19 protein-coding genes and 1 riboswitch are annotated in these 25780 nt (G+C 47.4%); of the genes, 15 read left to right on the forward strand and 4 right to left on the reverse strand.

Annotated features, from left to right (window positions below):
* Position 1 precedes the first annotated feature (1 nt).
* The 7 genes from HZF10_RS16795 (at position 2) to HZF10_RS16825 (ending at position 8065) form a co-directional block, all read left to right on the forward strand.
* The gene (locus HZF10_RS16795; protein WP_176007397.1) at positions 2-496 is read left to right on the forward strand and encodes a GNAT family N-acetyltransferase; all 495 of its coding nucleotides are present in this window, start codon (positions 2-4) and stop codon (positions 494-496) included.
* Positions 493-1086 (forward strand): DNA-3-methyladenine glycosylase family protein, encoded by a 594-nt coding sequence (locus HZF10_RS16800; RefSeq protein ID WP_176007398.1) that lies wholly within the window; start codon positions 493-495, stop codon positions 1084-1086. The genes HZF10_RS16795 and HZF10_RS16800 overlap by 4 nt, the downstream gene beginning before the upstream one ends.
* A gap of 112 nt (positions 1087-1198) precedes the next feature.
* Positions 1199-3610: a sodium-translocating pyrophosphatase gene (locus tag HZF10_RS16805; RefSeq protein ID WP_176007399.1), complete on the forward strand. Its 2412-nt coding sequence runs from the start codon at positions 1199-1201 to the stop codon at positions 3608-3610.
* 98 nt (positions 3611-3708) lie between these two features.
* Entirely contained in the window at positions 3709-5934 is a 2226-nt protein-coding gene (locus HZF10_RS16810) for a beta-N-acetylhexosaminidase (RefSeq protein ID WP_176007400.1), read from the forward strand.
* Positions 5934-6917 (forward strand): isoaspartyl peptidase/L-asparaginase family protein, encoded by a 984-nt coding sequence (locus HZF10_RS16815; protein WP_176007401.1) that lies wholly within the window; start codon positions 5934-5936, stop codon positions 6915-6917. Before HZF10_RS16810 ends, HZF10_RS16815 begins: the two co-directional genes overlap by 1 nt.
* Positions 6914-7561, forward strand: coding sequence for a copper homeostasis protein CutC (locus HZF10_RS16820; RefSeq protein ID WP_176007402.1), 648 nt, complete (start codon positions 6914-6916; stop codon positions 7559-7561). Before HZF10_RS16815 ends, HZF10_RS16820 begins: the two co-directional genes overlap by 4 nt.
* 9 nt (positions 7562-7570) lie before the next feature.
* Positions 7571-8065, forward strand: coding sequence for a DinB family protein (locus HZF10_RS16825; protein ID WP_176007403.1), 495 nt, complete (start codon positions 7571-7573; stop codon positions 8063-8065).
* Here HZF10_RS16825 and HZF10_RS16830 read toward each other — a convergent pair.
* Together HZF10_RS16830 and HZF10_RS16835 are read right to left on the reverse strand one after the other, a co-directional pair.
* Positions 8062-8676, reverse strand: a complete 615-nt coding sequence (locus HZF10_RS16830; protein ID WP_176007404.1) for a deoxynucleoside kinase — start codon at positions 8674-8676, stop codon at positions 8062-8064. The genes HZF10_RS16825 and HZF10_RS16830 overlap by 4 nt on opposite strands.
* Complete coding sequence (locus tag HZF10_RS16835; RefSeq protein ID WP_176007405.1) at positions 8676-9458, reverse strand: hypothetical protein; 783 nt, start codon at positions 9456-9458, stop codon at positions 8676-8678. The genes HZF10_RS16830 and HZF10_RS16835 overlap by 1 nt, the downstream gene beginning before the upstream one ends.
* A gap of 231 nt (positions 9459-9689) precedes the next feature.
* Between HZF10_RS16835 and HZF10_RS16840 the strand changes: the two genes are divergently transcribed.
* Both HZF10_RS16840 and HZF10_RS16845 read left to right on the forward strand, forming a co-directional pair.
* On the forward strand, positions 9690-10607 hold the full coding sequence (locus HZF10_RS16840; protein WP_176007406.1) for a GLPGLI family protein: 918 nt from the start codon (positions 9690-9692) through the stop codon (positions 10605-10607).
* An 81-nt stretch (positions 10608-10688) separates the two neighbouring features.
* Complete coding sequence (locus HZF10_RS16845; protein WP_176007407.1) at positions 10689-13412, forward strand: carboxypeptidase-like regulatory domain-containing protein; 2724 nt, start codon at positions 10689-10691, stop codon at positions 13410-13412.
* Positions 13413-14017: 605 nt separating this feature from the next.
* On the opposite strand, the gene metK is transcribed toward HZF10_RS16845, so the two are convergent.
* Positions 14018-15268, reverse strand: a complete 1251-nt coding sequence (metK, locus tag HZF10_RS16850; RefSeq protein ID WP_176007408.1) for a methionine adenosyltransferase — start codon at positions 15266-15268, stop codon at positions 14018-14020.
* Positions 15269-16073: 805 nt separating this feature from the next.
* On the opposite strand from metK, the gene HZF10_RS16855 reads away from it, so the two are divergent.
* Both HZF10_RS16855 and HZF10_RS16860 read left to right on the forward strand, forming a co-directional pair.
* Complete coding sequence (locus tag HZF10_RS16855) at positions 16074-17366, forward strand: O-acetylhomoserine aminocarboxypropyltransferase/cysteine synthase family protein (RefSeq protein ID WP_176007409.1); 1293 nt, start codon at positions 16074-16076, stop codon at positions 17364-17366.
* A gap of 173 nt (positions 17367-17539) precedes the next feature.
* Positions 17540-18532 carry an alpha/beta fold hydrolase gene (locus tag HZF10_RS16860; protein WP_176007410.1) on the forward strand — a complete coding sequence of 331 codons (993 nt, stop codon included), beginning with the start codon at positions 17540-17542 and terminating at the stop codon, positions 18530-18532.
* On the opposite strand, the gene HZF10_RS16865 is transcribed toward HZF10_RS16860, so the two are convergent.
* Positions 18517-19176, reverse strand: coding sequence for a hypothetical protein (locus HZF10_RS16865; RefSeq protein WP_176007411.1), 660 nt, complete (start codon positions 19174-19176; stop codon positions 18517-18519). The genes HZF10_RS16860 and HZF10_RS16865 overlap by 16 nt on opposite strands.
* A 146-nt stretch (positions 19177-19322) precedes the next feature.
* Positions 19323-19427: riboswitch (SAM riboswitch) on the forward strand.
* A gap of 153 nt (positions 19428-19580) precedes the next feature.
* On the opposite strand from HZF10_RS16865, the gene HZF10_RS16870 reads away from it, so the two are divergent.
* From HZF10_RS16870 to HZF10_RS16885, 4 genes are all read left to right on the forward strand, one after another.
* Positions 19581-20582, forward strand: coding sequence for a homocysteine S-methyltransferase family protein (locus HZF10_RS16870; RefSeq protein ID WP_176007412.1), 1002 nt, complete (start codon positions 19581-19583; stop codon positions 20580-20582).
* Between the two features lie 93 nt (positions 20583-20675).
* Positions 20676-23339, forward strand: coding sequence for a methionine synthase (gene metH, locus HZF10_RS16875; protein ID WP_176007413.1), 2664 nt, complete (start codon positions 20676-20678; stop codon positions 23337-23339).
* Between the two features lie 204 nt (positions 23340-23543).
* A complete protein-coding gene (gene metF / locus HZF10_RS16880) occupies positions 23544-24500 on the forward strand; it encodes a methylenetetrahydrofolate reductase [NAD(P)H] (protein ID WP_176007414.1) in 957 nt (318 codons plus the stop codon).
* Between the two features lie 134 nt (positions 24501-24634).
* Positions 24635-25780 (forward strand): acyloxyacyl hydrolase, encoded by a 1146-nt coding sequence (locus HZF10_RS16885; RefSeq protein WP_176007415.1) that lies wholly within the window; start codon positions 24635-24637, stop codon positions 25778-25780.

Genomic DNA, 25780 nt, shown 5'->3' on the forward strand with positions numbered 1-25780 from the left:
AATGCACGTCAGGCAAGCCACTCGCGATGAGGTCGCGACCATCCTTGAAATCATCGACCAGGCGAGAAGCATCATGCGCGAGAGCGGCAACATGACACAATGGAGTAACGGTTATCCGTCTTCAGAAGTCATTTTAGGCGATATCATTTCCGATGAAGGTTTCGTTTGTGAGGTCGATGGGAAAATCGTCGGGTATTTCTGCTTCCAGCAAGGCCAAAATCCAGATTCGAATTACGACGTGATCGAAAACGGCAAATGGCTCAATGATGAACCTTACGGTGTCATCCACCGTCTCGCATCGGCCAGAACCGTAAAAGGAATCGCGAATGCGGCCTTCGATTATGCTTTTTCTAAAATCGGCAACATCCGTGTCGACACGCATCACGAAAACGTCCCGATGCAAAACTTCCTTGTGAAAAGCGGATTCGAGTATTGCGGCGTGATTTACGTAAGCGACGGCACGCCCCGCGATGCATTCCAAAAAACACTAAAATGAAAATAGGGCTTGATTTTTTGACTTCGGGCGATCCCGTACTCAAATCGGTAATCGAAACGTACGGAAATCCCGTCGTACAAGTGCGCGACCAAGGTTTTGCGGCCATGGTGCACATCATTCTCGAGCAACAAGTTTCCATTTCATCCGCGAAAGCGACGTATCGCAAGATGGCGGAATATTTCGTCGACATAACGCCCGAAAAAATGCTTTCCGCTTCCGATGAGGAATTCCGTTCACTTGGCGTATCGCGTCAAAAAACCGCGTATATCAAAGACATGGCAAGCCGCGTGGTTTCGGGAATTTTGGATTTCGATTCGTTTAGGGGTAAATCGGTCGACGAGGTCACATCCGAACTGCTCGCGATAAAAGGCGTCGGGATGTGGACGGTCGAAGTTTATTTGATGTTCTGTCTTCAATCGCCCGACATCATCCCGTTCGGCGACATTGCCATCCGAAAAGCGTTTGAGGAATTGTACGGCATACACGAAGTCGAGAAAATGGACAAGCACGCCCAAAACTGGAAGCCGCACCGCACGCTCGCCTCGTTTATCCTTTGGCATCATTACCTCGCCAAGCGCAACAGGTTGTAAGCGAAAAACCTAAGCCTCGATTTGTTTCTTATAAATTCCGGGCGCAACGCTCGTGTTGTTAAAAATTTCCTATTTTTGCCTCCGTTAAAAAAGATATAAAACACTTTATTTTATGAAAGAATTTATAATTTATGTGCCGATTGCCATGGCTTTGTTGGGACTGCTTTTCATGTCGGCCAAAAGAGCATGGGTATTAAAGCAGGACGCCGGTGACGGGAAAATGAAGGAGATTTCAGATTTCATTTACGAAGGCGCACTTGCCTTCCTTAAAGCCGAATACCGATTATTGGCATTTTTCGTTATCGGAGCAAGTATCGCGCTTGCCGGTATTTCTTTCATCGTACCGACGACACATATCCTGATTGTCGTAGCGTTTATTTTCGGCGCTATTTTCTCGGCTTTGGCTGGAAATATGGGTATGAAAATCGCCACCAAAACAAACGTCCGTACAACGCAAGCCGCGCGTACGAGTCTTCCGCAAGCCTTGAAAGTTTCTTTCGGAGGCGGAACCGTCATGGGATTGGGCGTTGCAGGTCTTGCCGTTCTTGGTTTGACCGCATTCTTTATATTCTTCTTCCACTTCTTCATGGGCGGTACATGGTCGTCTACCGAAGACATGACCATCGTGCTTGAAACACTTGCTGGATTCTCTCTCGGAGCCGAATCTATCGCATTGTTCGCGCGTGTCGGAGGTGGTATCTATACAAAAGCTGCCGACGTAGGTGCTGACCTTGTCGGTAAAGTCGAAGCCGGAATTCCGGAAGACGATCCGCGTAACCCAGCCACGATCGCCGACAACGTTGGTGATAACGTAGGTGACGTTGCCGGTATGGGCGCCGATTTGTTCGGTTCATACGTTGCGACGGTTTTGGCTGCGATGGTTCTCGGAAACTACGTCATCAAAGATATGGGCGGAGACATCGTCAAGGAAGGTTTCGGCGGTATCGGACCGATTTTGCTTCCGATGACGATCGCAGGTTTCGGAATCCTTTTCTCGATCATCGGAACGATGCTAGTTAAAATCAACGACAACAACGCAAAAGAAAAGCAAGTGCAAGGCGCTTTGAACATCGGAAACTGGGTTTCTATCGTACTGACTGCGATCTCTTGTTTCTTCCTTGTAAAATATATGCTGCCTGAAACGATGACGATGAACTTCTTTGGTGAAGGTTTGCACGACATCTCTTCAATGCGTGTTTTCTACGCTACTTTGGTAGGTTTGTTCGTAGGTGGAGCGATTTCATCGGTAACAGAATATTACACAGGTTTGGGGACGAAGCCGGTTTTGGCGATCGTACAAAAATCTTCAACCGGAGCAGGAACCAACGTAATCGCAGGTTTGGCGACAGGTATGATTTCTACATTCCCGACCGTTTTGCTTTTCGGAGCTGCAATCTGGGGATCTTACGCTTTGGCAGGTTTCTACGGAGTTGCTTTGGCCGCGTCTGCGATGATGGCTACTACCGCCATGCAGTTGGCTATCGACGCGTTTGGACCGATTTCCGACAACGCCGGTGGTATCGCCGAAATGAGCGAATTGCCTAAAGAAGTCCGTACAAGAACAGACATCTTGGATTCTGTCGGAAACACGACGGCCGCTACAGGAAAAGGTTTCGCGATCGCTTCTGCAGCCTTGACTTCATTGGCGCTTTTCGCCGCTTACGTTACGTTTACCGATATCGACGGAATCAACATTTTCAAAGCTCCGGTTTTGGCGATGCTTTTCATCGGAGGTATGATTCCGGTCGTTTTCTCTGCTTTGGCGATGAATTCGGTAGGAAAAGCTGCGATGGACATGGTGTACGAAGTACGTCGTCAGTTCAAGGAAATCCCGGGTATCATGGAAGGGACAGGAAAACCTGAATACGGCAAATGTGTCGAAATCTCTACAAAAGCCGCTTTGCGCGAAATGATGTTGCCGGGCGTTCTTACAATCGGTTTCCCGATCGCTATCGTATTGCTTGGCAAATTGGTTTACGCCGACAACAATCAACTGATCGCCGAAATGCTTGGTGGTTATATGGCCGGAGTTACCGTTTCTGGAGTACTTTGGGCAGTTTTCCAAAATAACGCCGGCGGTGCTTGGGATAATGCGAAAAAATCGTTCGAAGCCGGTGTCATGATCAACGGAGAAATGACGTACAAAGGTTCTGACGCGCACAAAGCTGCCGTAACGGGAGATACTGTCGGTGATCCATTTAAGGATACATCAGGTCCGTCGATGAACATCCTGATCAAATTGACGTGTCTTGTAGGTCTTGTGATCGCTCCGATTTTGGGAGGGCACAGTGCTACCACGGAAACTGAAAAAGTAGAAGCGATCGAAGTTGTAACAACTCCAGCTGCGGCTACCGAAGTAAAACGCGAAATTTCCGTAGAGAAAACCAAAGCCGATGACGGAACGGTAAAAGCTACCGTAACCATCACAAAAGGCGAAAACGGCGAGTCGATTACAGACAAGCACGAATTCTCAGGAACAGAAGCCGAAGTTCAGGCCAAGATCGATTCGGTCAAAGCCAACTAAGCTTTCCTAAAATAATAAGAAGCCCTGCAATCGCGGGGCTTTTTTTATTGCCGAAACTCGCTGCGGATGTTTAAATTTGTAGAAACCGACAAGCTCCAATGTTCAAGAAAATCCTTTTTGCATTACTGATTTCCCAATCTCTTTTTTCTCAGGAATTGCCGTTGATCCCGCAACCCCAAAGTCTTAGGTTGCTTGGAGGCGAAGTAAAGACGATAGCGTTCGCGCCCGAAGATCTTTTTTCCGATCTCGACGGATTGAACGCGTTTTTCGATAAAAAGTCGCCTTCCGTTTACAGTCTCGGGAATCCAGGTTCGATCGAGATCCGAAAATCGGCCAACTTCAAAAAAGAAGCATACTCGCTCAAAATCCTGGCCGATAAACCAATCCAGATTGAAGCTTCGGACGCGAGCGGTGCCTTTTACGCGTTGCAGACGTTGTTCCAAATGACGTCCGCCCAAAACGCAACGACTTTGCCCTGTCTCGAAATCGTCGACGAACCCAAGTTCCAATGGCGCGGCATGCACCTCGATTGCAGCCGACATTTCTGGTCGGTCCATTTCGTCAAGAAATACATCGATTACCTCGCGATGTACAAAATGAATACGTTCCATTGGCATTTGACCGACGATCAGGGCTGGCGCATCGAAATCAAGAAATACCCGAAACTCACCGAAATCGGCTCCAAACGCAAAGGCACGATGGCCGGTCATTACAACGAACAACGTTGGGACGATATCCCGTACGGCGGTTTTTATACCCAAGAACAGATCAAGGACGTCGTCGCCTATGCAAAAGCACGCCACATCACGATAGTTCCCGAAATCGAGATGCCCGGACATGCGGTTGCCGCTTTATCTGCGTATCCCGAATTGGCATGTACTTTCGGGCCGTTTGAAGTAGAAAAGACATGGGGCGTTTTCGACGATGTGTTTTGTCCGAAAGAAAATACATTCAAGTTTTTGGAAGATGTCCTGACGGAAGTCATGGCGCTTTTCCCGTCCGAATACATCCATATCGGCGGTGACGAATGCCCGAAAACACGTTGGAAAACCTGTGCGCATTGCCAAGGCCTGATCAAAGAAAAAGGCCTCAAAGACGAACACGAACTCCAAAGTTACTTCATCCAGCGTATCGAGAAATTCGTGAATTCCAAAGGCCGCAGAATCATCGGTTGGGACGAAATCCTCGAAGGCGGACTCGCTCCGAACGCGGCGGTCATGAGCTGGCGCGGCATCGATGGCGGCATCGCGGCGGCCAAGCAGAAGCATTACGTCGTGATGACACCCGAATCCAATTTGTATTTCGACCGTTATCAAGGCGATCCGAAAAACGAACCTTTAGGATTTGGCGGTTTCGTACCGATCGAAAAAGTCTACAATTTCAATCCGATTCCCGAAGCGTTATCCGTCGAAGAATCCAAATACATTCTCGGAGCGCAAGCCAATCTGTGGACCGAATACATCGCCACCGAGAAACATGCCGAGTACATGGTATTTCCGCGTCTGGCCGCTTTGGCCGAAGTCGATTGGGGAACAGCCCAACCGGGAAATTTCGGTCAATTCCAGAAGCGACTTGTCAACCATATGAAACTGCTCGACAAAAAAGGCGTCAATTACAGCCGTTCGATGTTCGGGCTATCGGCAAAAGTTTCGCCTTTCGGACGCAACCAAATCATGCTCGAATTCACTTCCGCAGACAAAAATCCCGAAATCCGATATACGACCGACGGAAGCGAACCTACATCGGAATCACCACTGTTTCCAGGCAAAATAGTCATCCCGGATTCCGAAATATTTAAAGCGGCAAGATTTGAATACGGAAAGAAAATAAGCGAGACGACGACACAGGAATTCAAATTCGGCAAATCGACGGCAAGATCGGTTTCTCTCAAAAACCAACCGAGCCCGAAATATTCAGGAGACGGCGCATTTACGTTAACGAACGGGATTTTCGGTGACAAAAACCGCTTCGGGCGCGATTGGCTCGGATTTTCGGGAACAGATTTGGAAGCCGTGATCGATTTGTCCGAAAAACAAAAAGTCGAATCGGTGACCGCAAGTTTCCTGCAAAGCGCCGGAAGCTGGATTTACTTTCCCGCCGAAGTCGAAATTTTCGTATCGAAAGACAATCTTGATTTCAAATCGGTCGGAAAAATCTCCGCATCCGATATCGAAAAAGCAGGCGGAACAATCACGATCAAATTCAAAAAACAAAAAACGCAATACGTGAAAGTAATCGCCAAAAACACAACCAAAATTGCCGACGGAAAACCCGGAGCCGGAAACGCGGCCTGGCTTTTCGCCGACGAAATACTCGTGAACTGATGTCAGCAAGAAGGGAATTTTTAAAGAATGCGGCACTCGCTTCGGCTGCTTTGGCCGTCAAGCCGATACTCGAAATGGATTTGCCTACGGGTAAAACCGTCAAAAAACCCATCGTACTTTCCACCTGGGATTTTGGACTCAAAGCCAACGAAGGCGCGTGGAAAATTTTGAATTCGGGAGGACGTGCGCTCGATGCGGTCGAAGCCGGCGTAAAAATTACCGAAGCCGATCCGAACGAACGCAGCGTGGGATACGGCGGACGACCCGATCGAGACGGTCGCGTGACGCTCGATGCGTGTATCATGGACGAATTCGCGAACATCGGTTCGGTGGCCTGTCTCGAGCACATCATGCATCCTATTTCGGTGGCGCGTGCCGTGATGGAAAAAACGCCACACGTGATGCTCGTAGGCGAAGGCGCTTTGACGTTTGCGCTTTCACAGGGTTTCAAAAAGGAAAACCTGCTTACCGAACCTTCCGAAAAAGAGTGGAAGGAATGGCTCAAGACTTCAAATTATAAACCGATCGTAAACATCGAGAACCACGATACGATCGGAATGATTGCACTCGATGCGAATGGGAATCTTTCGGGCGCGTGTACCACAAGCGGTATGGCGTATAAAATGCACGGACGTGTCGGCGATTCCCCGATCATCGGCGCTGGCTTGTATGTCGATAATGAAATCGGTGCAGCCACGGCTACGGGTCACGGTGAAGAAGTCATCAGGATTGCGGGCTGCCACTTGGTCGTCGAACTGATGCGTCAAGGCAAATCGCCCGAAAAAGCATGCAAGGAAGCGGCTTTGCGCATCGTCGACATCACCAAAAATCGCGGAAAGAATCTTAAAGACATACAGGTCGGATTCATTGCGTTGAACAAAAAAGGCGAACACGGCTCGTATTGCATCCAGGGCGGATTCAGTTATGCGATGCACGACGAAAGCGGAAACCGAATGATCACGCCCGAATTCTATCTCAAATGAAACTCGAAATAGCGTGTTTTAATTACGAATCGGCAATCGTCGCGGCCCGATCGGGTGCGGACAGGATCGAACTTTGCGCAGGTTTTGAAGTCGGAGGCACGACGCCCGATTTTGAAATCCTCAAAAAACTCAAAGCCGAAATCGAGCTTCCGATTTACGTGATGATCCGTCCGCGAGGCGGAAATTTCGTGTATTCGGATTCCGAATTCAATCAGATGAAATCCGAAATCGAGAAGTTCGGGAGTCTCGCGGATGGTTTCGTATTCGGCATTTTGGATTCCGGTTCGAAAGTCGATGTGGAGCGCAATTCCGAACTCGTACAACTTACAGGCAAACCGTGCACGTTCCATCGCGCGTTCGACGAGGTCGATGATTTCGATTCGGCTTTGGAAGACGTCATTTTGTGTGGATTTTCGAATATTTTGACTTCCGCCGGAAAAGGAAATGCGATCGACAACTTCGGAAAGCTTTCGGATTTGGTTCGCAAGTCGGATGGAAAAATCACGGTCATGCCCGGAGGCGGCGTGCGTTCGTCCAACATTGAAAAACTCAAGACGTCTGGTGCCAATTGGTTTCATTCTGCCGCAATTACAGACGGAAACCAATCGGTAGACGCAAACGAAACAAAGAAACTCAAACTTTAGACGAGGCCTATGCAACGCACCGAATTCATCGCTTCCAGGATGCGCGAAGTTTTGCTCGACGGCACCTGGATCGCAAACACCAATTTCCATGACCAGATTACGAAGGTAAATTGGAAACAGGCAACACATAAAATTGCAAACCTCAATACGATCGCGCTTTTGACGTTCCATATCGATTATTACCTCGACGGGATTTTGCGCGCATTCCAAACCGGAAAGCTCGACATCAGCGACAAGTTCAGTTTTGATATGCGCGAGATTTCTTCGGAAGAAGATTGGCAAGAACTCGTCGCAAAGTTTCTCAAAGATGCCAACGATTTTGTCGATTACGTCGAAAATATGCAAGAATCCGAATTGGAGAAACCGTTCATCGATGCGAAATACGACTCGAATATCCGCAATTTAGAAGGCGTGATTGAACACAGCTATTACCATTTGGGACAAGTGGTTTTGATTGCCAAAATGGTGAGGGAATTGGATTCGAAAAATGGGAAAGTAACTTAGAAAAGTCCGTTCAGCTCCGCGTCAATCCTATTGTAAACCTGTCCCAAATGCTCGGGGTTGTTCACGAAGTCGATATTGTCGACATCGATGATCAGCAATTTCCCGCGATTGTACGTCGTGATCCACGCCTCGTAGCGCTCGTTGAGTCGGCTCAGGTAATCGATCGAGATCGAGTTCTCGTAATCGCGTCCTCGCTTGTGGATCTGCGCAACGAGATTCGGGATCGAACTTCTTAGGTAAATCAACATATCTGGCGGCTCGACCAAAGATTCCATGAGTTCGAAAAGAGACGAATAATTGTTAAAATCGCGGTTCGTCATCAAGCCCATAGCGTGCAGATTGGGCGCGAAAATATGCGCATCCTCGTAAATCGTACGGTCCTGGATGATCTTTTTCCCGCTTTCGCGAATCTGCAAAATCTGTCGGAAACGGCTGTTGAGGAAGTAAATCTGCAAATTGAACGACCAACGCTCCATCTGATGGTAAAAATCGTCGAGGTACGGATTGTCGACCACGTCCTCAAAGTGAGGTTCCCATTTGAAATGTTTGGCCAAAAGGCGTGTCAACGTTGTTTTTCCGGCTCCGATATTTCCTGCGACGGCTATGTGCATTAGCGTAATTTTAATTTATAGATGCTGATTCCTTCGGGCGTAAAAATAGCTAAATTTTGCGCGTCGTACCAGAATCCCGAAACGGATTTTTCGCCTAAATCGACGATTGGCTGCGTATTTCCGTCGAATGAAAAGTAGTACAGATTGCCATCCTTGAGATATAAGGCCGATTTGTCCGAAACGAAGCGCGATTTGGCTTCGACTGGCATTTTCCCGAACGAGAACAGCTTTCCGAAAAGATTGCACGAGTAACGGTTGCCCTGATCGTCGATCCAATGGAAATAGTTGAAATCGGTCTCGTAATGCACGATATTCCCTTTGATAGGCTGCGAGAGATAGCTTACCGAGTTCTTGAGGTAATCGAAAAGCCCGATCTGTTGGTTGATGCTGTTGTAGAGCCACAACCGGTTTTGGGAAGCGTTTCCGATGGCGGTGACGGCGATCGGTTCGGCGTAATCCGAAAAATTATAGCGGCGGATCTCGTTGAGTTGGTTGTCGAGGAAAACTACGGCGTTGAAATCTTTGTAAAAAAGCACGAGGTTCATCGGATTGAGGATGTCGACGCGTTCGATCCTGCCGAACGAAATATTTTTGTATTGTAAGGTTTTGCCTTCTTTTTCCTTGTAAAGCGTGTTGTCTTTGACGTAGTAGTTCGCGCCCAGATTGTCGAACCCGACGTACCAATCTGCACTTATCGGATATTCCGCCACAAAAACAGGTTGAAGCTGAGCCGACAAAACGCTTTGAGCCAACAAAAACAAGCACAACAGGATTTTTTTCATCGAAAACTAAGATACGATTAAACTTTTGACGTCAATAAGATTCCAACGTCAAACAATGGCGGTTTGCAGAGAAATTTTGCCCAACCACCGATTGATTTCGGCCAATCGCCTAATAATGTTTCAAAAAGCAACGGATAGCATTACTTTCGATGAGCAGATTTAACAGATTCTTGGTAACAAAAGCACCGTGAATCCGTCATCTTTGTTTTGTCAGTCAAAAAAATAACACGTATGAAAAAAATCATTTTCAGTTGCATGACCGCGATGTTGGCCTTATCAGCCACGGCCCAGGATTTTCAAGGGATGGCGGTTTACGAATCCAAAACCAGCACGGCCGATTTCCAGGCCAGGATGGGAGAGAACCGCGACATCACGCCCGAAATGCGCAAAACTATCGAAGAGCGCATGAAGTCGATGTTCGAGAAGACGTTCATCCTCAATTTCAACAAATCGGCCTCGATTTACAAAGAGGAAGAAAAACTCGAAACGCCCGGACAAGGCGGAGGCGGCCGTATGCGCATGATGACCAGCTTCATGGGCGGAGGCGGGACGTATTACAAAGACGTCAAAACCAAAATGTACACCGTAGACAAAGATTTCCTCGGGAAGGAATTTCTCGTGATCGATTCGCTTCCGAAACTCAACTGGAAAATGGAAAGCGAGACCAAGAAAATAGGCGATTACACCTGTTATAAGGCTACGGCGATCGTTCCGGCGAGCAAGTCCGATTTCAGGAATTTCCGTCCGAAAAGAAAAGACGAAGAGAAAAAGGACGAAGAGAAAGCCAAAGCTGACAAGGCCAAAGCCGATTCCGAAAAGAAAACCAACTTCATGGATGAGGTCGACATGCCCAAGGAAATCACCGTAACCGCTTGGTATACGCCCGAAATTCCGGTGAACCAAGGACCCGAAAGTTATTGGGGTTTACCGGGATTGATTCTTGAAATCAACGATGGGAAAACCGTAGTGTTGTGTTCGAAAGTCGTCCTGAATCCGAAAGACAAAGTCGTGATCAAAGCGCCGACCAAAGGCGATAAAGTCACCCAGAAGGAATACGACGAGATCGTGATCAAGAAAATGGAAGAAATGCGCGAAATGCAAGGCCAGGGCGGACCTGGACAGAACCGCATGCAAATCCGCATGAACTAATTATTAGCCACGAATGACACGAATTGCACAAATTATGACTTGTGTGATCGTGCGATTCGTGGCTTTTTCAATCCAACACACATGAGGAATTTTATTCTTTGCCTATTCGGGCTTGTGTCCGTTTCGGCTTTTTCCCAAAACATACGCATGGACGGCAACATCGTCGACAACGACGGCAAGCCACTCGAAATGGCCAACGTGATGGCCGTGAACGTCGCCACGAAAGGCATGGACGCTTATGCGATCACGAACGACAAAGGACGTTTCGTGCTCAATCTCAAACCTTCTACCGCGTACACGATCAAGGTGAGTTATCTCGGAATGGCCAACAAAGAAATCAGCGTAACGACCACAACCGAGAACATGACGCAGAAAATCACGATGGAAGCCGGCGGAATCGAGCTCGATGCCGTTGAAATCGTACGCGAAATGCCGGTTTCCATAAGCGGCGACACGATTTCATACAACGCCGATTCGTTCAAGACCGGAACCGAACGCAAACTCGAGGACGTACTCAAAAAATTGCCCGGAGTCGAAGTCAATGCCGACGGAGAAGTCGAGGTCGAAGGCAAAAAAGTACAGAAACTTATGGTCGAAGGCAAGGATTTCTTCGACGGCGACACCAAACTCGGTGTGAAGAACATCCCGGCAGATGCGATAGACAAAGTCCAGGTGTTGCGCAATTTCAACGAAGTCAGCCAGCTCAAAGGGCTTGAAAACAACGAGGAAAGCGTGGCCATGAACATCAAGCTCAAAGAAGGCAAGAAGAATTTCTGGTTTGGCGATCTGACTGCGGGAACGGGCGTCGGACATGAGGAAAGCCGTTTTTTGGTCAATCCGAAATTGTTCTATTACAGCCCGAAATACAGCGTGAACTTGATCACGAATTTCAATAACATCGGGGAGCTTCCGCTTACGATACAGGATTATTTCAAGATGACGGGCGGATTCCGTTCGATGATGCGCAAAGGCGGCACGAATTTCAACGTCTCGTCCAACGATTTGGGGATTTCGATGTTGCGGAACAATCGCGCCAAGGAAATCGACACTGACTTCGGAGCGGCCAACTTCGCTTACAATCCGTCGAAAAGCTGGACGATAAGCGGATTCGGAATCCTTTCGCGATCGAAAACCGACATGCAGACCACTTCCCAAACCGATTATCTGGAAGAAGACACTCAGGAAAACCGCGAGGAAAACGCACGCCAGAAAAGCAGTTTCGGATTGTTCAAATTAAGTTCGTCGTACAAGCCGAACGCGAATTTCCAGTTCGACTACGATGCTTTGCTAAAGACGTCGAAACAGGACGAGAGCAACAATTTGCTTCGTGAATCGGTCGTGAACGGTGCTTCGACCACCGAGAATATCTTTACGAAAAAAGAGCAGGATCCGATTTCGTTCAACCAGAATTTAAGTTTGTATTACACGCTCAACGACAAGAACGTTTTTGCCGTGGAAATGCAGCACCTGTATCAAAACGAAGATCCGTTCTACAATGCCAATCTCGCGACCCAGCCGTTCAATTTGACCGATTATGTTTCGGGTCAATTGCGCAACGACATCAATCAGCAACGTTTCGTGAAGACCAACAAATTTGACACGAAGGTCGATTATTACTACATGTTGACGCCGAAGAGCAACATCAACATCACGCTTGGCGACACGTATTCGCACCAGAATTTCGATTCACGCATTTACCAAATGCTCGATAACGAAACGGTCAATACGCTCGATTCGCACGAGAACAAGAACGATGTGAATTATACGTTCAACGACGCTTTCGTGGGGTTGCATTACAAATTGTTGTTCGGGCAATTCACGATCAATCCGGGATTCAGCGTACACACTTATATGATGGACAATGAGCAGAACGATAGCGGTTTCAAACGCGACTTCTTTAAATTTTTGCCCGATTTTTATGCGTTGTGGCAAATCAGGAAGTCGGAGACGCTTACGTATAATTTCTCTCTTACGAACGATTTTACCGACATCAACCAGCTTGCCGAAGGTTACGTTTTCTCGAATTACAACAGTTTGTTCAGAGGGAACCGCGCGTTGGAAAACGCGACTTCGCAGGTGCATTCGTTGCGTTATTTCAGATACAACATGTTCAATTTCGAGAACATTTTCGGAAACATCACTTACACCAGACGTACCGATGCGGTCAAGAATCAAGCGTTTTTTGACGGTGTGAACCAAAGCAACACGCCTTTCAATTCGCGTTTTGCCGACGAGACGCTATCGGGAATGGGAAGTTACGGGCGTTCGTTCCTCAAATATTACAAAGCCCAATTTACGGCTTCGATGAACTGGTCGAAATTCAACAACATCGTGCTTGTCCCGGATTCGGGTAACGGCACTTTGGACGAGCAAAGACGCACTACGGAAAGTTTTACGCAAACGTATCGTTTGAGTGCTTCGACCAATTTCCGTAAAATACCGAACATCGAGATCGGCTACAATTATACGATCAACGATTACAACGACCAGACTTTTTACACCGATCAACCGTTCGTACGACTCGATTATTATTTTCTCAAGGCGTTCTCGTTCGTGGCCGAATACGAATTTTACCATTATTACAACAAAGACAACGCGAACAAGGTCAACAACGAGTACGATTTCCTTACGGCAAGCCTTATTTACCAAAAGAAAGACAGCAAATGGGAATATAAGCTCGCCGCGACGAATTTGTTGAATACGACTTCACTAAACGACAACAGTTTCGACCAGTTCCGCGTGACGAATTCGCAGTATTTCGTGCAGCCACGGTATGTGGTTTTTAGTATGAAGTATAATCTTTGATTTAATTTCTATTTGGAATTTAAGAAGCGAAACGGTGTTTCGCTTTTTTGTTGTGTATTGTTTCGCTTGCCAGCGGGTCTTCTTTTGCCTTGATGCAAAAGAAGCAAAAAATCAAGGCAGCGCACAAATTGGCTAAAAACCGGCACGGCTGCGCAAATGAAATAAACTACTCACGCGCTAATATTGTTTTTTAAGGTATTCGTGAATCTTCGATTTCGCTGCGCTCAGACAGTATTTCATTTTTTGCGGCATCCTGAGCCGTTTTTCTTGACGCCAATTTAATGACGCCGCGACTAATAGGAAGTGTTTATTGATTTTTGGCTTGCAAGCTGCGCCAAAAATCCTCCTAAGAGAGTCTGTTGTATGTCTTTGACGGAAGTCTTTCCAGATTTCTCCTTCGTCGAAATCAAACGTCCTTCGAAGCAAGGCAATGTCAGGTCGCCTTCGCGGTCGCGCTTAAGGCTCCCGATGCTTCGGGATTGTTTCTTTTGTTGCCAGACAAAAGAAAGCCCAGCTGGCAAGCGAAACCTTCCAGCGCAGCTTGCGCCGAAGCATAAAAAAAACCGCGATCAAAGTCGCGGTTTATATCTCAAACAATTTAGATTTTACAATCCAAATTCAGCCTTTACCTTATCAACAAAATCCAACTTCTCCCAAGTAAACAACTCGACAGAAACGGTTTTTTCATCACCGTAAGGGTTTTTGAACGTCTTGGAAACCGTTTCCGGTTTACGTCCCATGTGGCCGTATGCCGCAGTTTCGCTGTAAATCGGGTTTCTGAGTTTCAAACGTTGCTCAATGAAATAAGGGCGCATATCGAAAATATTCTCGACTTTTTTCGCGATTTCCCCATCGGACAGATTCACTTTCGACGTTCCGTAGGTTTCGACGAAAATCCCCATCGGTTTCGCAACCCCGATAGCGTATGAAACCTGAACCAAAATTTCATCTGCAACACCCGCAGCCACAAGGTTTTTGGCGATGTGACGCGTAGCGTAAGCAGCCGAACGGTCTACTTTTGATGGGTCTTTTCCAGAGAAAGCACCGCCTCCGTGAGCACCTTTTCCACCATACGTATCAACGATGATTTTGCGTCCTGTCAAACCGGTATCGCCGTGCGGTCCGCCGATCACGAATTTACCGGTAGGGTTGATGTGATAATGGATGCTGTCATTGAACAAATGCGCATATTTCGGATACTTCGCGATGATTCTCGGAATCAGTATGTCGATGATATCTTTCTTGATTTTCGCAAGCATTTCGGCCTCTTCGGCGAAATCGTCGTGCTGCGTAGAAATTACGATAGCATCAATACGCGCCGGCTTGTTGTTGTCGTCGTATTCAAGTGTAACCTGTGATTTGGCGTCGGGACGAAGGTATTTGATAGCGTCGTTCTCACGTCTCAAAGCAGCGAGTTCCTGAAGTAATTTGTGCGACAAATCGAGCGCCAACGGCATGTAATCGTCGGTTTCGTTGGTCGCGTATCCGAACATCATTCCCTGATCGCCTGCGCCTTGGTCTTCTTTGCTCGCGCGGTCAACGCCTTGGTTGATGTCGCTGGATTGTTCGTGGATTGCCGACAAAATCCCGCACGAATTCGCCTCGAACATATATTCGCTTTTCGTATATCCGATTTTCTTGATCACGTCGCGCGCAATCTGTTGTACATCGAGATATGTTTTTGACTTCACTTCACCGGCAAGAACGACCTGACCAGTTGTCACAAGCGTTTCACAAGCCACTTTAGACTCTGGGTCGAATGCCAAAAAGTTATCGATGAGCGCGTCCGAAATCTGGTCGGCAACCTTGTCTGGATGTCCTTCACTCACAGACTCCGACGTAAAGAAATAAGCCATAATCTTTTAATTTAGATAGTTAGGAGGAAGATTGCGGCCGTGCGCTAAAGGAGAAAAATCTGCTTTAGCATTTTTTAATGAGGTTGCAATCAGTCAAATTTTTCCTCTTTTTCGGCTGCAAATATAGGAAATCGATGCAGTAAGAAATGCAAAAAAATGCAAATTGTTCAAACGGGTGTCATATGCTTGAATGCGTTAGAAATCAGACAGTGAAAAAAGATATATTACGTAGTAGTAATGGTGCATATCGATAACGTTTTCTGTTAAAATCGTAAATTTAATTTGGCAGATAAAAAAATACTTTAGAAGTTTGTGAGAACGAAAAAACAAAGAAATGCAATTCACGATTTGTCATATGTGTATCTGTAAAACCGGAAATTCCGCGGGATATACTATTGGCTGAAAGTGAATGTTCAGTATAGAAATGCCTCCCGCAAAACGGGAGGTTTTTTTTTGAAATTCCAAAACCAAAATTCCAATCGTCTTCAGACATCCGAAGAATAAAAAAATAAACAATCAAAAAATAAAAAATTAAAGATGCGGGTAATGTCTAAAAATATGTGTTGTTGTCCTCCGAAATCCGGACAGGCGCACCATTGCCGCATGCGAACGACATAATCTGTTATAATTTGTGTATTTCGAAGCCCTTTTGGTAAGCCATCCAAAGGGGCTTTTTTCATTTATGGGAATTCCATCCCGAAACTCCGGAGCCGCAAAATTCCATCAATATGAAAATCTGTCAATCTGAAAATCCAAAGCATTGCACCTCACAAATCACATTTCACAAATTCTAAATTCTGAAACCATGAGCACACAAAAATTTTCCACCAACGCACTTCACGCAGGCCACGACGTAACCAAAAATGCCGGGACACGCGCCGTGCCGATTTATCAAACGACCTCTTACGTCTTCAACGACGCCGATCACGCCGCGAACCTTTTCGGATTGGCCGAACCGGGTTTCATCTACACAAGGCTCAACAACCCGACAAATGACGTGCTCGAACAACGACTTGCCGCGCTCGAAGGCGGAATAGGAGCGGTCGTGACTTCTTCAGGCACGGCGGCATTGACGACTGCTTTACTCGTTTTGTTGCGTTCGGGCGATCACGTCGTCGCGTCGAATTCTCTTTACGGCGGAACGTACAATCTGTTAAGCGTAACCTTGCCGCGACTCGGCATTACGACTACGTTCGTCGATCCTTCCGATCCTGAAAACTTTACCAAAGCCGCAAAGGAAAATACACGTGTTTTTTTTGCCGAAAGCCTTGGAAACCCAAAACTCGACGTGCTTGATCTCGATGCGATTTCACAACAAGCCAAAGCGTTCAAAGTACCATTTATCGTAGACAATACGGTCGCCACGCCTTATTTGCTGAATCCGATCGATCACGGAGCGGACATTGTCATCCATTCGCTTACCAAATACATTTCGGGTAACGGCACGTCGCTCGGAGGCGTGATCATCGACGCCGGAAAATTCGATTGGTCGAACGGGAAATTCCCCGAATTCACCGAACCTTCTCCGGGTTACCACGGATTGGTGTACCACGAAGTGCTCGGTCCGGCTGCGTTCATCGCCAAAGTCCGTATTGAAGGCTTGCGCGATTTCGGGGCTGCATTGAGTCCGTTCAACGCTTTTCAAACGATCCAAGGTTTGGAAACGCTCGACATCCGAATCAAGAAACACAGCGACAATGCGTTGAAGCTCGCGCTTTGGCTCGAAAAACGAGAAGAAGTCGCATGGGTGAATTATCCCGGATTGCCAACGTCGAAATTTAGGGAACTCGCCAACAAATACTTGCCCGAAGGCCAATCGGGAATCGTGACGTTCGGTCTTAAAGGTGGGTTCGAAGCCGCAAAAAAAGTAGCGAGCGAAACCAAGTTGTTCTCGCTTTTGGCAAACATCGGAGATACGAAATCGCTGATCATCCATCCGGCAAGTACGACGCACCAACAGTTGTCGGACGATGAGCAATTGGCGACTGGCGTGACAAAAGACCTGATCCGACTTTCGGTTGGGCTTGAGGACATCGAAGATCTGAAGGCCGATTTGAAAGCTGTTTTCGAAACGATCAAAGCGTCTCAAAAAATATAAGCGGCCACTAATGTCACGAATTTCACAAATGCTTTCGTAATGCTATCCATGAAATTCGTGGCTAAAAATAGCGTCGGCAGACGTAAAAACTTGTTTTTGTTTGGTTTGTTTTTAAACCGTCCAAAGCTTTGGTGGCGGACGGTTTTTAATGATTGTCAAAATCAGATCACCTCATGGAAAATCTCCACAAACTCCATATAGCCAACCACGCACTCGAATCAGGAAAAACCCTAAACCTGAACCTGTTCTACGAAACTTTCGGGCCCGAAATGGGAACCGCGCCGATCGTTCTCGTAAATCACGCACTTACCGGAAACTCGACGGTTTCAGGAAAAAACGGCTGGTGGCAAAATCTTATCGGAAAAGAAAAAACGATCGATACAAATCATTTCACCGTAATCGCGTTCAACGTTCCCGGAAACGGATACGACCAAAATCCCGAAAACCTGATCGAAAATTACAAAGACTTCACCGCTCGCGACATCGCCCAAATCTTCTGGAAAGGTTTGCAACGACTCGAAGTCGACCATCTTTTCGCGATCATCGGCGGAAGCCTTGGCGGCGGAATCGCCTGGGAAATGGCAGCGCTCCGACCAAATGCTCTCGAACATCTTATTCCGATCGCATCCGATTGGAAAGCCACCGATTGGGTCATCGCCAATGTGCTTGTCCAGGATCAAATTCTCAATAATTCCGACGAACCGATCCACGATGCGAGACTTCACGCGATGTTGTTATATCGCACGCCACAATCGCTGACGCTACGGTTCAACCGCGAAAAATCCGAAAATCGTTACGAAATCGAAAACTGGCTTTTTTCACATGGCCATAAACTCCAGAACCGTTTCAGATTGGCGTCGTATAAATTGATGAACCATCTTTTGAAAACCGTAGACATCACTCGAAACTGCGGAAACTTTATAGATGTCGCATCCCGGATTTCGGCTCAAATTACGATTGTTTCCGTCGATTCGGATCAGTTTTATTTGGCAGAAGAAAACAGGATCGACGTTTCGGAACTGCGTCCATTCAAACAAAACATATCGTATCACGAAATCCGTTCGGTCCATGGGCACGATGCTTTTTTGATCGAATACGACCAGCTTTCGCGAATCCTGAATCCGATTTTTTCAACAGCGCCCGCGTCGGTCTATTGCAAATCGTAAGAAATCAAACGCCTTTCGTAGGTTCCGGTTCCAGAAATTGCCTTGTTGACCGATTTTATCATGCCGATTCCCGGCGCGTAATGGTCGCCAAAAGTTTTAGTGAAAAATTCAGGACCTTCGACGTTTGGAGTAAAAGTTCCTTGAAAGAAATAGGCGAAGTAATCGTTGTTTTCGACGGTGATTGTAGCGGGCGGTACTAGTTGATTGACGATGTCGCCGATGTCCGAAACAAGAATTGCAGGATAGGTATAGCTGTAATTGCTGTCCGTTCCAGGATGTAAAACGAGGCCTGTAGTTTCGGTGACGGTTTCGAGCGTATCGCTTGGCCAAATCTCGACCAAATGCCCTTGGTTGTTCACTCGAACTAAAGTTTCCCGGATAGTATTTCCGCCTTGTCGGACCGTTTTGACAGCGAAAGTCAATCCCTGCACGACCTGCGTTCCTGTGATGGCTACGGTGTCGAGTGCGCCTTCTGCGAAAGCTTGTGGCGTGTCATTCCAGCTGTAATAATTGCGATAAACCCATTTACTTCCGACATTGATGTTGAAGAACGGATCCTCAGTTTGGGAATTCGAATCGTCACTGCTACACGAAACCGAAACAAAGGCAAGCCAAAACGCAAGCCCGAAAACATACTTTTTCATAACGTATTGATTAGGTCCAACCAGAACGCAACCGATTGCGGAATATTACAATCGTGTAGGAAATTACGCGGTAAAACATTTTATCGTTTTTCGTGTTGCAATCGTCGCAGAAATGCCGTTACTTTGCAGCGTTCATTTACATCATGCCGTTATCACGAAAGGCCGAGGGACTAGACCCGACGAAGCCTTAGCAACCCTTAATCTTAAGAAGGTGCTACATTCTACCGGACGTTTTCCCGGACAGATAACTCGAGAAATTCCCACCCTTTCAATAACGGTTTTTATGTTTTAGTCGCACGACGTGTGTTTTCGTATTTCGTGCTGATTCAGCCACAAGTGACACAAATTTCACTTCTATTTTGATTAGTGATATTCGTGCCATTCGTGGCCAAAAACAAAAGACTATGTCCAAAATACAAGAAGCCATCCAAAAGCGGATCCTCGTGCTCGACGGCGCGATGGGAACCATGTTGCAGCGCTACAATTTCAGCGAAGAAGACTACCGGGGCGAACGTTTCAAGGATTTCCCACATCCGTTAAAAGGCAATAACGATTTGCTGACTTTGACGCAGCCCGAAGCGATCAAAGACGTGCACCGCCAATATTTCGCGGCGGGTGCAGACATCGTAGAAACCAACACGTTCTCAGGCACGACAATCGGAATGGCGGACTACCACATGGAAGATCTCGTCTATGAACTCAATTTCGAATCGGCAAAACTCGCACGCGAAGCCGCCGACGAATTCACGGCCCAAAATCCTGATAGACCACGTTTCGTGGCAGGTTCGATCGGTCCGACGAACAGAACGGCGAGTTTGTCTCCAGACGTAAACGATCCGGGTTTCCGCGCCATTACGTTCAACGAACTCAGAATCGCCTATAAAGAACAGGTCGAAGCTTTGATTGATGGCGGTTGCGACATTCTTCTCGTAGAAACGATTTTCGATACTTTGAATGCGAAGGCCGCTTTGTTCGCGATCGAAGAAGTAAAAGACGAGCGCAATCTCGACATTCCTGTGATGGTTTCGGGAACGATCACCGATGCTTCAGGCAGAACGCTTTCGGGCCAAACCGTCGAAGCGTTCTTGATTTCGATTTCGCACATTCCGTTGCTTTCGGTCGGGTTCAATTGCGCGCTCGGAGCCGATCAATTGCGCCCGTATCTGAAACGTCTTGCACACAACACGAACCTCAATATTTCGGCCCACCCGAACGCCGGTTTACCAAACGCTTTCGGCCAATACGACCAAACACCTGAAGAAATGCAGGCGTTGATCAAGGATTATCTCGACGAAAATCTCGTCAACATCATCGGCGGTTGCTGCGGCACGACGCCAGAACACATAAAATTGATTGCAGAAGTCGCTGCGAATTACAAGCCGCGAAAAATTTTAGAAACGATATGAAAGTGAGCCACAAATGTCACGAATTATACAAATAAGATTAGTGAAATTCGTGTCATTTGTGGCAAAGAAAAAGCCATCTGTGGCTAAGAAAATATGCCAGAACAACAAAAATACCTGCGACTCTCCGGTCTCGAACCACTGATCGTTACGCCCGAAACCAACTTCATCAACGTAGGCGAGCGCACCAACGTGACCGGTTCGCGCAAATTTTTGCGTCTGATCAAAGACGAACAATACGACGAAGCCCTCGACATCGCACGCGGACAAGTGGAAGGAGGCGCCCAGATCATCGACATCAACATGGACGAAGGCATGCTCGACGGCGTCGCGGCCATGACCAAATTCCTCAATTTGATTGCCGCCGAACCGGATATTGCGCGCGTTCCCGTCATGATCGATTCCTCGAAATGGGAAATCATCGAAGCCGGTCTGCAAGTCGTGCAGGGCAAAGGCGTCGTGAACTCGATTTCGCTTAAGGAAGGCGAGGACGTTTTCATCGACCACGCCAAAAAAATCAAGCGTTATGGTGCGGCCGTGATCGTGATGGCTTTTGACGAAGTCGGGCAGGCAGACAATTACCAAAGACGCATCGAAATCTGTAAAAGATCGTACGATATTTTGGTCGATAAAGTCGGATTTCCGGCAGAAGACATCATTTTCGACCCGAATATTTTCCCGGTCGCGACGGGCATGGAAGAACACCGTCTGAACGCACTCGATTTCTTCCGTGCGACCAAATGGATTCGCGAAAACCTGCCGTATGCCAATATTTCGGGCGGAGTCAGCAACGTTTCGTTCTCGTTCCGCGGAAACGATAAAGTTCGTGAAGCGATGCATTCCGCTTTCCTGTATCATGCGATCCAAAACGGCATGACAATGGGCATCGTAAACCCTGAAATGCTCGAGGTGTACGACGAAATCCCCAAAGATTTGCTCGAAGCGGTCGAAGACGTTTTGCTCGACCGACGTGACGACGCGACCGAACGGCTTCTCGACTTGGCCGAAACCTTCAAAGGCGAATCCAAAACCGTCGAAAAAGCGGCACAGGAATGGAGAAGTGCGCCTTTGCAGGAACGTCTTACTCACGCTCTCGTCAAAGGAATCGACGAATTTATCGAGGTCGATGTCGAAGAAGCGCGCCAGCAATCGGAACGTCCGATACACGTGATCGAAAATAATCTGATGGCGGGAATGAACGTCGTCGGCGATTTGTTCGGGTCGGGGAAAATGTTCCTTCCGCAAGTCGTAAAATCGGCCCGCGTGATGAAAAAAGCCGTGGCGTATCTGCTTCCGTTCATCGAAGCCGAGAAAGACGGAACATCGCAATCCGCCGGAAAAATTTTGATGGCGACCGTGAAAGGCGACGTGCACGACATCGGAAAAAACATCGTGTCGGTCGTTCTTGGCTGTAATAATTATGAAATCATCGATCTCGGAGTGATGGTTCCGCCGGAAAAAATCATCGAAGCGGCACAAAAAGAAAACGTCGACATCATTGGTTTGTCAGGATTGATCACGCCATCGCTCGACGAAATGGTCTATCTCGCCAAAGAAATGGATCGTCTCGGCATCAAAATCCCGATGATGATTGGCGGTGCGACGACTTCGAGAGCCCATACCGCGGTAAAAATCGCACCCGAATACAAAGAAACCGTCGTCCACGTGAACGATGCGTCGAGAGCCGTGACCGTTGCGGGAAGTTTGCTCGGAAAGGACAAGATCGAATATTCGTCTGCATTAAAATCGGAATACGACAAATTGCGCGACGGTTACCTGAACCGTGGTCGCGAAAAGGATTTCCTGACGATCGCACAAGCGCGCGAAAATAAATTGAAGCTCGAGTTTTCTCCGGTCAAGCCGAACTTTATCGGAACTCGAAAAATCGAGATCCCGATTGGCGAACTCGTTCCTTATATCGACTGGACGCCGTTTTTCCGCACTTGGGAATTGCACGGCAAATATCCCGCGATCTTGACCGATGAGATTGTCGGAAAAGAGGCCGCCGATTTGTTTGCGGATGCGAAGAACATGCTCGACACCATCATTTCCGAAAACAAATTGACGGCCTCGGGAATCTATGGGATTTATCCCGCCAATACGGTCGATGACGACGATATTCAAGTTTCGGACGAAAACGGAAATGAACTCGTCAAATTCCTCACGTTGCGTCAACAATCGCAGAAAACGAAAGGCGCACCGAACCTGGCCTTGTCCGATTTCATCGCTCCAAAATCATCCGGAAAGCAAGACTATTTCGGAGCGTTTTGCGTGACGACAGGTTTTGGCGTAGACGAATGGGCCGCCGAATTCGAAAAAGACCACGACGATTACAATTCGATCATGGTCAAAGCGCTCGCCGACCGTTTTGCGGAAGCGTTCGCCGAATATTTACACGAGAAAATCCGAAAGGAAATTTGGGGTTATGCGTCAGACGAAACATTGTCGAACGAAGAATTGATTGCCGAGGAATATAAAGGAATACGTCCGGCTCCGGGTTATCCGGCTTGTCCTGACCACCTTGAAAAACCGACGATATGGAAATTGCTCAACGTCGAAAAAGAGATAGGCGTGACGCTCACCGAAAGCATGGCGATGTGGCCGGCTTCGTCCGTGTCCGGCTACTATTTCGCGCATCCGGAGAGCAAGTATTTCGGGCTTGGAAAAATTAAGGAAGATCAGGTTGAGGATTATGCGAAACGCCGTGGAATCTCGGTTCTCGAGGCGACAAAATGGCTAAACCCGAACATCGCGGATTGATTTAGCCACGAATCTCACGAATCTCACAAATGCTTCGTGACAAGTTGCAAGTGGTTTAATCTAAAATATTGAGGATGGATAAGCCACGAATGACACGAATTTCACAAATGATTTCGTGTCATAAATTAAAAAGTTAAGATTTTACACCTATACGATTAGTGATATTCGTGTCATTCGTGTCAAAAATTCACGGCAAAGCTACATATGAAAGTAACCGAACACATCCAAAACGCCAACGGCAAAACCCTTTTCTCTTTTGAGATTTTGCCGCCATTGAAAGGTCAGAACATACAATCTATTTTCGACGGGATCGATCCTTTGATGGAATTCAATCCGCCGTTCATAGACGTGACTTACCATCGCGAGGAATACGAATTCAAGGAACTCGACAACGGTTTGCTGCAAAAGAAAGTCGTTAAAAAGCGCCCCGGTACGGTTGGGATTTGCGCCGCGATCCAAAACAAATATCAGGTCGATGCCGTGCCGCACGTGCTTTGCGGAGGTTTTACCAAAGAAGATACGGAGAACTTATTGATCGACCTCGACTTCCTCGGCATCGAAAATGTGGTGGCTTTGCGGGGAGACGCGATCAAGTCGGAAATATATTTCAAAGCCGAAAACGAAGGCCATCATTATGCGTCTGAGCTCGTTTCCCAAATTTCGAACCTGAACAGCGGGATTTATCTCGATAGCGATCTCAAGAACGTGAACACGACGAATTTTTGTATCGGAGTGGCGGCTTATCCCGAAAAACACATGGAAGCGCCGAGTCTCGATTCGGACATTTATTTCCTCAAGCAAAAAATCAAGAATGGAGCCGATTATATCGTCACACAGATGTTCTTCGACAACAAGAAGTTTTTCGATTTCGTCGACAAATGCCGCGCAAACGGTATCACGGTTCCGATCATTCCGGGTTTGAAACCGATCGCGACCAAAAAACAGCTCAACCAGATTCCGCATCGCTTTTCGGTCGATCTGCCCGACGATTTGATCATGGCGGTCGTGAAGGCGAAAGACAACGACGCGATCAAACAGATCGGCATCGAATGGTGTATCGAGCAAAGCCGCGAACTGATCAAGGCCGGGATTCCTGTACTGCATTATTATTCGATGGGAAAGGCCGAGAATATCAAGGCGATTGCGCGCGCGGTATTTTAAACGCTGAAGTGCTCAAGTACTTAAGTCTGGGCGTTCTAAAGTATGTCAAGTTTCAAATCCGATTCATGGGAACTTTAGCACTTCAGCACGTCAGCACTCAAGCACTTTATATATATTTGCGCTTTCCCAACCCAATGAATCGCATCTATTTCGGCTTGTTCTTGCTTTTTTCCTGCTTGGTTTCGGCCCAGGATTTGACGGTCGCGGCCGATTCGATCCAGAAATCCAAGCTCGATCTGCCCAAAGAAACCACGAACGTCGAGGTTTCGTATTTCCGTGGCAACATCTACAAACACACCAACGACATCACGCATCTGATCACTGGGCATCCCGAAGGCATGCTCATCTCGATAAACCGCCAGACGTTCGGGGAAAAAGAATGGCAGCAAGCCTACAATTATCCAGATTACGGCATGTCGTTCCAATATCAGGATTTCAAGAACATCCATCTGGGCGAGGCGTATGCGTTAGCGTTGCATTACAATTTTTATTTTCTGAAGCGTCATTTGCAATTTAGGATTTCGCAAGGAATCGGGTTTGCGACGCATCCATATGACAAGCAGACGAATTTCAAGAACAACGCTTTCGGCTCGCGCCTGATGAGCAGCAACCTGTTCCTTCTCAATTTCAAAAAGGAAAATATCGTCGGTCGTTTCGGCATCCAGGCCGGATTGATGTTCACGCATTTCTCGAACGGCCGCATCAAATCGCCTAACAGCGGCATCAATACGTATGCAGCCAACGTCGGAATCAATTACAACCTCGACGAAAAGCAGCCCGAATACCGCACGGGTGACACGCTTCCGAGAAAATCATACAGGGAACCGTTGCGTTACAGTTTGTATTTTCGAACGGGCATAAGCGAAAGCCCGATTACGAACAGCGGCCAATATCCGTTCTATCACATAGGATTGGCCGTCGATAAACGCATAGGACGCAAAAGCGCGCTCCAACTCGGTACCGACGTGTTCTTTTCGATGTATCTCAAGGAATTTATCCGATATTCGTCTGTGGCTTATCCCGACAGGCCGTATCTCGACCCGAATACCGATTATAAGAGGATCGGTGTTTTCGTAGGGCACGAGTTGTTCATCAACAGGCTTTCGGTAGAAACCCAACTCGGTTATTACGTCTACAAGCCGTTCAAGTACGAGATCGACATGTACCAGCGCGTCGGGATGAAGTATTACGTGCACAAAAAGTTTTTTGGCGGAGTCGCACTCAAAGCCCACGGTGGTCGTGCCGAAGCCATCGAAATAGGAATCGGAGCAAGGATTTGA

The sequence above is a fragment of the Flavobacterium agri genome (genome assembly GCF_013401995.1).
Classification (GTDB): Bacteria; Bacteroidota; Bacteroidia; order Flavobacteriales; family Flavobacteriaceae; genus Flavobacterium; species Flavobacterium agri.

What these genes read in the sequence shown, in the direction of transcription:
- HZF10_RS16795 (WP_176007397.1), top strand. Translation starts at nt 2, where the DNA reads ATGCACGTCAGGCAAGCCACTCGCGATGAGGTCGCGACCATCCTTGAA.
- HZF10_RS16845 (WP_176007407.1), top strand. Translation starts at nt 10,689, where the DNA reads ATGAGGAATTTTATTCTTTGCCTATTCGGGCTTGTGTCCGTTTCGGCT.
- metH (WP_176007413.1), top strand. Translation starts at nt 20,676, where the DNA reads ATGCCAGAACAACAAAAATACCTGCGACTCTCCGGTCTCGAACCACTG.
- HZF10_RS16835 (WP_176007405.1), bottom strand. Translation starts at nt 9,458, where the DNA reads ATGAAAAAAATCCTGTTGTGCTTGTTTTTGTTGGCTCAAAGCGTTTTG.
- HZF10_RS16815 (WP_176007401.1), top strand. Translation starts at nt 5,934, where the DNA reads ATGTCAGCAAGAAGGGAATTTTTAAAGAATGCGGCACTCGCTTCGGCT.
- HZF10_RS16810 (WP_176007400.1), top strand. Translation starts at nt 3,709, where the DNA reads ATGTTCAAGAAAATCCTTTTTGCATTACTGATTTCCCAATCTCTTTTT.
- HZF10_RS16860 (WP_176007410.1), top strand. Translation starts at nt 17,540, where the DNA reads ATGGAAAATCTCCACAAACTCCATATAGCCAACCACGCACTCGAATCA.
- HZF10_RS16865 (WP_176007411.1), bottom strand. Translation starts at nt 19,176, where the DNA reads ATGAAAAAGTATGTTTTCGGGCTTGCGTTTTGGCTTGCCTTTGTTTCG.
- HZF10_RS16840 (WP_176007406.1), top strand. Translation starts at nt 9,690, where the DNA reads ATGAAAAAAATCATTTTCAGTTGCATGACCGCGATGTTGGCCTTATCA.
- HZF10_RS16825 (WP_176007403.1), top strand. Translation starts at nt 7,571, where the DNA reads ATGCAACGCACCGAATTCATCGCTTCCAGGATGCGCGAAGTTTTGCTC.
- HZF10_RS16870 (WP_176007412.1), top strand. Translation starts at nt 19,581, where the DNA reads ATGTCCAAAATACAAGAAGCCATCCAAAAGCGGATCCTCGTGCTCGAC.
- HZF10_RS16805 (WP_176007399.1), top strand. Translation starts at nt 1,199, where the DNA reads ATGAAAGAATTTATAATTTATGTGCCGATTGCCATGGCTTTGTTGGGA.
- HZF10_RS16800 (WP_176007398.1), top strand. Translation starts at nt 493, where the DNA reads ATGAAAATAGGGCTTGATTTTTTGACTTCGGGCGATCCCGTACTCAAA.
- metF (WP_176007414.1), top strand. Translation starts at nt 23,544, where the DNA reads ATGAAAGTAACCGAACACATCCAAAACGCCAACGGCAAAACCCTTTTC.
- HZF10_RS16820 (WP_176007402.1), top strand. Translation starts at nt 6,914, where the DNA reads ATGAAACTCGAAATAGCGTGTTTTAATTACGAATCGGCAATCGTCGCG.
- HZF10_RS16885 (WP_176007415.1), top strand. Translation starts at nt 24,635, where the DNA reads ATGAATCGCATCTATTTCGGCTTGTTCTTGCTTTTTTCCTGCTTGGTT.
- metK (WP_176007408.1), bottom strand. Translation starts at nt 15,268, where the DNA reads ATGGCTTATTTCTTTACGTCGGAGTCTGTGAGTGAAGGACATCCAGAC.
- HZF10_RS16855 (WP_176007409.1), top strand. Translation starts at nt 16,074, where the DNA reads ATGAGCACACAAAAATTTTCCACCAACGCACTTCACGCAGGCCACGAC.
- HZF10_RS16830 (WP_176007404.1), bottom strand. Translation starts at nt 8,676, where the DNA reads ATGCACATAGCCGTCGCAGGAAATATCGGAGCCGGAAAAACAACGTTG.